The organism is Belnapia sp. AC561 (assembly GCF_979252845.1).
The window spans coordinates 1-254 of record NZ_CEEDBP010000329.1 but is presented as its reverse complement, the minus strand read 5'-3'; the positions used below and the strand labels follow the sequence as shown (position 1 = coordinate 254).

1 protein-coding gene is annotated in these 254 nt (G+C 72.4%); it reads left to right on the top strand.

Annotated elements, in window-relative coordinates; genetic code table 11:
* On the top strand, positions 1 to 254 hold a 254-nt coding region (locus tag AC0IW9_RS31285; RefSeq protein ID WP_471652186.1), incomplete at both ends, for a hypothetical protein.

Sequence of the window (254 nt, the reverse complement as noted above, 5' to 3'; positions counted from 1 at the left end):
GATCGTCGTCGCGGCGATCGGGTTCGGCATCTGGCACCTGACGCATAGTCGCAAGAGCGGCGACGGCCAGTTGATCGCCGCGCAGGAAGGCGACTACAAGGTCCGCCCGACCGAACCCGGCGGCCTGAAGGTCGAGGGCGAAGGCGACAGCGCGATCGCGACCAGCGCCGGCAAAGCTGCGGGCACCGGCGCGATCGACCTGAAGGCCGTGCCGGAGGCCCCGGTGGCGGCGCAGCTCGTCCCCGCCGCCACGC